This is a genomic window from Levilactobacillus huananensis (assembly GCF_003946145.1).
Taxonomy (GTDB): domain Bacteria; phylum Bacillota; class Bacilli; order Lactobacillales; family Lactobacillaceae; genus Levilactobacillus; species Levilactobacillus huananensis.
Window position 1 is genome coordinate 192,125 of sequence record NZ_RHOC01000004.1, and the last position, 6,942, is coordinate 199,066.

Here is a 6,942-nt window from a genome sequence, read left to right on the forward strand (position 1 = left end):
CTGATCTAACTAAAAACAGCACCAGCTACCTGGACCTTAAGTCCACCTAGCTGGTGCTGTTTTCTTCCGGTGCGGGTCTCATGCCCGAACCTGGAAGTTGGTTTGTCGTTTGCCCGTGACCACGGGATGGTGCTCAAAGTAATCCAAAATGAGGGCCACCATGTCCACGTTAATTTCACGAACAATCTTGCTGGCGGCAAACATCGGGTAGTCGCCGCCCCCATTGCCACGGTACTGATTGACCGCGATCAGAAGTTCCTGATCGGGCTGAACTGGTTGACCATGATAACTAAGGTCTACCACCCGTTGACCGATCGGCTGATGAAGGTCGAAGGTGTAGTCAATCCCGCTATACACATCGTAATTGTAGAGTTGTAACTTCGGATAAATGAAGGCTGGATTGACTTTAACCGTTGATCCCTCGCAGGTAAAGAAGCTGGCGCTACGTTCCAACGCCGCCTTGAGTGCTGATCCCGTCAGGCGCTCGACGACCAAGGTGTTGGGGTAACCATAGCTATTCAACAGTTGGCGCATGGTGACGTGGGTCCCTAAACCCCGCACGTCATCGTTAAATAGGCTGGTCAAAGCGATATCCGTTTGGCCGGCAGCCATGGCGACCTCGTTGACAAATTGGAGGTATGGATGCCCGTGAAGCCGTGCGTCAAATGAATCGGTCACGGCTAGACTGGCACCGGCCACTTGTCCAATTGGCTGGTCCAACCAGGTCTGTACGGCGGCTTCGGTGTCCGTCGTTAGAGCCTGGAGGGCCAGCTTAGGCGTCGCTTGGGCTGTCGACAGCAACTCCGCGCGGTGGGCAACCACCTGATGGTGCGCGTTAAGTTCCAGGTCGATCATCCCCACGGCAACGCCCTTTTCACCGGGTTGGGTAACCGGCATACCTTGGTAAACGCCAGCAAGTTCACGATGTTGATGTCCTGTAATCAGGGCATCGATCCCAGGAACCGCCGTCATGAGCTGGTAACCCTCGTTTTCTCCGGTCAACCGTTCCGTGGGCTTTCCTGTCAGTGGATCGGCTTCTAGACCCCCGTGATAGGCCACGACAACCACATCGGCCAACTCGCACAAGCGGGGTACCCAGTGCTGCGCAGTCGTCAGCGCCGATGCAAATGTCAAGCCTTCAATATGAGCTGCCGTCTCCCACATGGGGATATAGGCGGTAGTGAGTCCCAGGATTGCAATCTTCACGCCACGCCGTTCCAGAATGGTGTACGGCGCATCGACAATGCCAACACGTTGACCTCCCTGGATATTCGCGCCAAGCAACGGGTACTGGCGCGCGGCCTCACAGGACCGTAAGTAGGACAACCCATAGTTGAACTCGTGATTGCCTAGCACGCCAGCATCGTACGCCATAGCTGAACTTAATTGCGTAAAGAGATCGCGAGGCGCGTCGTCATGTTTAGCGATATACGTCGCAAATGGCGATCCTTGAATCCAATCCCCATTTTCAATGGTGATGACAATATCGTCGGGAGCGGCCTCCTGACGTACCGATTCAATGACCGTGGCAGCCTTCAGAAACCCGAAAGCCCGCTGATCATCCGGCGTGCTATACCCCGTGGGATACACATAGCCGTGAACATCACTGGTCGATAAAATCTTGAGGTGCGTCATTAGATCAGCCTCTTTCTCAGCTGTTCTGACAGCGTATCAATTAGGAGTACCATAACCACAATCCCTAATAGGATAATTCCAACTCGAGACCATGCCCGAGTCTGAATGGCAAAGATCATTGGCGTCCCGATACCACCGGCACCCACCATCCCTAAGATGGAAGCAGAACGCACGGCGATTTCGAATCGGTAGAGTGTGTAGGAAATAAATTCAGGCATAATCGTTGGAATCGTCGCCAGCATGAAGACTTGTGGGCTATTGCCCCCAGCGCTCACGATGGCTTCCTCGGCCCCACGATCCATATTTTCAATGGCTTCGCTGAAAAGCTTACCCAGCATCCCGATAGAGTGAATGCTGACGGCCAAGACCCCAGCGTATGATCCTGGACCCACGGCCTTAATGAACATGATGGCCAGAACAATTTCTGGAAAAGTCCGAATCAAGGTCAGGACAATCTTCCCACTGCCCGAACGCAGATGGCCCCACTCGTGGTCACCACGGGCGGCCCAAAAGGCAAAGGGCACACTGATAAGTGCCGACACGAAGGTTCCCAATAGCGCGATGGCCAACGTCTGAATAATTAATGAAACCAGGTCCTCACCGCTACCGTTGTAAACATACGCCCAATCCGGGTTGACCAACCCGTGGACGATAGACTTGGAGACGGACCCAGCCGATTCCTGCAGACCAGTGAAGTGCAGGCCCGTAATGGCCCAGGTATAAACACCCGCGACCAGAATCAGCCAGATGAGCCAACGCCAGCGTCGCCATGGGCTCAGGTGGACGGGTTTCTCTGGTTTATTTGTCATTGTCGTTTGCATATTCATCTTAGAGTAAGACCCTCCTTAAATGATTGCTGACCCCGTCGATCACCATGACCACAACTAGCGTAGCCAGAATAATCACGGCCGTCTTACCATAATCAAATTCACTCAGTGATCGTTGTAAGAAGACCCCGATCCCCCCGGCACCCAGGTACCCCAGGACGGTCGATGCCCGCACGTTGATTTCCAACGTGTAGAGAAAGTAACTCACGAATTGATTCATGATTTGCGGAAGGACGGCGTACCAAATGATGGTCACCTTGCTAGCCCCAACGGATTCCATGGCTTCCAGCGGTCCCATATCGATAGTTTCGATAACTTCGTAGAAGAGCTTAGAAATCATCCCAAAGGAGAAGATAGCCAAGGTAATGACCCCGGCGGTCGACCCAATCCCAAAGATAGCCACGAAAATGGCCGCTAATAACAAGTCAGGTAACGTCCGCACCAGGTCCAAAATCAGCCGAATGAAGCCACGTAGCCACTGATTGTGAACCAAGTTGCTGGCTGCCAAGACAGCGAAAGGCACAGCGAAGACGGTCCCGATAGTCGTCCCTAAAATTGCCATCTGAATGGTTTCATAGAGGGGTTGAATGATGATTGGCACGTAAGACCAAGCTGGTTGTGACATCCGAACCAAGAGATTGGTAAATTGATCGAAGTTGCTAAAGAACATCCCCACATCAACCCCAGTCATCCTGGAGGACCCCACAAGTAAAGCCACTAAGAGCACTGTCCAGCCCACGGCCTTCACGTGCCAACGTTGACTCCACGAACGTTGCGGAATTTCTGGTGTTGTCATTTTTGCCACCCCCTAGGCTGTCTGGTAAATCTTCGTCAGATCAGCCTCGGTCACGTCGGCAATCTCTTTGTCATAAACGACGGCACCGGCGCGCAGACCCACAATGCGATCCGCGTACTGACGAGCTAAGGCGACCGAGTGTAAGTTCACAATGACAGTGATACCATCTTCTTGATTCAAACGCTTCAAGATATCCATCACAGTCTGGGTCGTCAGTGGATCCAATGACGCTACCGGTTCATCGGCCAAGATGACCTTGGGGTCCTGCATCAACGTTCTGGCAATGGCGACCCGTTGTTGCTGGCCCCCGGACAATTCGTCAGCTCGCGTATAGAGCTTTTCAGTCAAATTAACCCGTTCCAAAGCCCGAATGGCACGATCCTTATCGGCGGTGCTAAAGAGGCTCAAGACACTCTTCCAAGTGGGATAGTAGCTGACCCTTCCAGACAGGACGTTACGTTGAACCGTCGAACGCTTAATCAAGTTGAAATCTTGAAAAATCATGCCGATCTTACGACGTAATAGACGCAATGATTGTCCTTTGTAGCTGCTAATTGGTTCATCCTCGATGGTAATCTCACCAGAGGAAATCTCATGCATCCGGTTAATCGTTCGTAGTAACGTACTCTTCCCAGCCCCTGACAACCCGACGACCACCAAGAATTCTCCCCGGGGAATATCAAAGTTAATGTCTTTCAAACCCACGGTTCCGTTGCTATAAATTTTATTCACGTTCTTGAAAGAAATGATTGGTTGTTGATCCATTATTCTGATCCCCCTATAAAAAAGTAGCAGAGGCGCTTGCTATGTGCCGCCCCCCGCTACTTTCTGTCGTTACTGCCTAAATGTCGACGTGCTTACTTGTCGAGCTTTTCTGCTTGCTTGTCGTATTTCCGAATAATATCGAAGTTGCTATCCTTGGAATCTGCATAACCTTCGTGAGAGTAGACACTTGAAATGATGTCGTGTCCCTTCTTGGTCTTGGCGATTTCCTTGAAGGCTTCTGCGATCTTCTTCTGCCACTTGTCTGTCATGTCCCCACGAACCGTAATCGTATCGTTAGGAATCTTGCCCGTCGTGTAGATTGGGACAACGTCCTGCATGATATTCTTTTGGTCCTTCATGACTAACTTACGAGCACCTTGGAAGACGAAGGCAGCGTCCGTATTCTTGTTGTAAACGGATAAGACCCCTTGGTCATGACCCTTCACTTGAACCGTCTTGATGCCATCCTTGTTGACGTTTACGCCGTGTTCCAGCATTTCAACAGCTGGGTAAATCCACCCGGCAGTTGAGGTCGTGTCTTGCACGGCAATCTTCTTGCCCTTCAGATCCTTGATAGACTTAATCCCGCTATCCTTGCGAACCAAGATTTGTGACCGGTAGTAATCCACAAGTTGCTTCGTGGCTTGGTCGTTAGGTTCCTTAACCCCGTAACGTTGGGCCTGTAAGATGACCTTGTCACCGTACTGTTTGTGCGCCAACACGTATGCATCAGGCGGTAAGAAGCCGACATCCACCTTCTTGGACCCCATGGCCTCAACGATGGTGTTGTAGTCGGTAGAAACACTAACCGTCACTGGAATCCCTAATTGCTTCTTCAGCAAGCCTTCCAATGGCTTGGCCTTAGCCTCGATCGTTCCTGCGTTAGATGATGGCACGAATTCTACCGTCAACTTCTTGGGGGTAAATCCCTTAGAACTAGAAGAACTGGTCGAGCTAGTCGACTTGCCACACCCTACCAAAGTAACTGGTAAGGCCAGTAATGCCGTCATGACTAAGAGCCATTTAACCTTGTTTCTCAGATGCATCAAGCTCACTCCTCAGATATGTAGTTGGTGTTCAATAACCACTCCCAATGATAGCAAGTATCCGAACTTTTGCAACTGTTTTTCGGAAAATGCTTCGTCATCAAAATAATTATTAGAAGTGAAACCGTTTGTTCACGGCAGGTAAACCGTAAAACCTGAACAATATATAAAATTATTAATAAAAGAATTCGGCGCACATATCGATTAACCACCAACTTTAAATCGCCGAAATTCCTTGATAAACCACTGGTTACCGGTATCTTCCGCTTTTTGATCACCAAACGAAACTTGCTTTCGCGAGGTGGCCCCATTCGCCCTGTCAATCTCGTAACATCGACTGCGTTTTTCGCAACCGGTGACGCACTGAAAGCACGGTCTTATTCCCCTGATCGCTAGATTGACCCCAAACCATTAACCGGCTAAATGATGCCCTTTTCACTGGCCGATCAACACGGAAGGAGAGTCACTCTTACTTTCTCAGAATTCCCGAATTCCTTCTCATTTAGTTTGGGCGGTGACCCACCAAACCGATCGACTGTCTGCCAATTTACGTTAAGGCTCTGTAAAAAAGGCGATGGGGTAAATTTTCTCATCGCCCAAATCATATTCGTCTTTCAGAATAATTATTCAGATAAAAACCACTGCCGTCCTGACTCGTGAACCCTATGAGTGGGGACGATTATCGACCGGTTGTTCCCCTAAATGAATGTTGCACGAATTTGTAATATTACAAATCACGAGAATCACCCAAAACCCTTGATTTCTTTGTTATTATGAAGTTGTCGTAAACAATTGCTTAACAAACAGACGACAAACTAAAGCTTTTTTGGTAGCAGTGATCCGGGTACCCGGAAAATACCCCGATTAAACGCTGTCCCAAAATAATCGTTAACCATCTTGAATCAGACTAAATCCCAGTCTAATTCAAGGCGGTTAATTTTTTTGTTTTCATAAATGAACATATTATAAAAGACCGGTCGTCAATGACCATTTCATCGACAATCGGTCTTCTCATTTTAAAGTTCTATTTAAACCACCCACCACTGTTGTTCGGTAGGATAATAGACCCAGCCCAAGTGACGAACATCCACACTCAACTTGGGATTCGTTTGTGTGGGGATTAAGCTAACTTCAGTCACGTTAAAGTTATACGAGATCACCTTGCCATTTCGATCGGATGATGACCTGGCAGTAAGTGCCTGAATCGGCGAGGCGTAACCCGCCACAAACAATCGACTAGCCGTTACCGGCGTCAATAGACAAAACCCGGTGACCACAACACTAACGCCCGTCACCCACCAGGTTGCAGACCGTGACGTCGATTTAATAAACCAACCAGCCACTTGCCATCCCGTCAGAATCGTTATCAAGGGAATAAACGGGGCCACTTTCGCACTCAGGGCTTCCGAAGAAGCCAACGTTAACACCGCTAGCCAACCAGCACTTACGATGGGCATCCACTGATGGTGATGAATGCCCCTGCCAACCAAGTAAACAATGACGGGCCAAGGCAAGAGCACCACGCCAAAAACGATAAAACGCAACACCGTAGGCCAGAAGGCGCCATTGTCATTGCCGGAAAGCCAAGCCCATCCGACCGTTCGCAACATCCAACAGACGTAAAACCCAAGTAAGATTAAGCCACGTTTAATCCCCTGACGCAATTGATCCATCCCCCTTAATTACCAAAACAATTTATACCCTATTATACGCATTTGCACGGATAAAGCCATGTGTCAAAAGGTATTGGGGTGATGACACGATCGAAAAAAGCCAGAACAATTGTCCCAGTCTCTTTCCTACGTTTAGTCAAGCTCTGTAAATAAAACATTTTGAAATTTTGTGTACACTAAATAGTGTCTCACCCAGAACA

At 49.4% G+C, this 6,942-nt stretch carries 6 protein-coding genes; all 6 read right to left on the reverse strand.

Annotated features, from left to right (window positions below; genetic code table 11):
- Nucleotides 1–78 precede the first annotated feature (78 nt).
- A complete protein-coding gene (locus EKM71_RS05355; RefSeq protein WP_125573621.1) occupies nt 79–1,635 on the reverse strand; it encodes a bifunctional metallophosphatase/5'-nucleotidase in 1,557 nt (518 codons plus the stop codon).
- Entirely contained in the window at nt 1,635–2,456 is an 822-nt protein-coding gene (gene phnE, locus EKM71_RS05360; RefSeq protein WP_225417999.1) for a phosphonate ABC transporter, permease protein PhnE, read from the reverse strand. Before phnE (EKM71_RS05360) ends, EKM71_RS05355 begins: the two co-directional genes overlap by 1 nt.
- Before the next feature lie 7 nt (nt 2,457–2,463).
- A complete protein-coding gene (gene phnE / locus EKM71_RS05365; RefSeq protein WP_125573623.1) occupies nt 2,464–3,258 on the reverse strand; it encodes a phosphonate ABC transporter, permease protein PhnE in 795 nt (264 codons plus the stop codon).
- 12 nt (nt 3,259–3,270) lie between these two features.
- The gene (gene phnC / locus EKM71_RS05370) at nt 3,271–4,023 is read right to left on the reverse strand and encodes a phosphonate ABC transporter ATP-binding protein (RefSeq protein WP_125573624.1); all 753 of its coding nucleotides are present in this window, start codon (nt 4,021–4,023) and stop codon (nt 3,271–3,273) included.
- A gap of 92 nt (nt 4,024–4,115) precedes the next feature.
- Nucleotides 4,116–5,069: a phosphate/phosphite/phosphonate ABC transporter substrate-binding protein gene (locus tag EKM71_RS05375; protein WP_125573625.1), complete on the reverse strand. Its 954-nt coding sequence runs from the start codon at nt 5,067–5,069 to the stop codon at nt 4,116–4,118.
- A gap of 1,028 nt (nt 5,070–6,097) precedes the next feature.
- On the reverse strand, nt 6,098–6,742 hold the full coding sequence (locus EKM71_RS05380; RefSeq protein WP_125573626.1) for a hypothetical protein: 645 nt from the start codon (nt 6,740–6,742) through the stop codon (nt 6,098–6,100).
- Between the last annotated feature and the right edge of the window lie 200 nt (nt 6,743–6,942).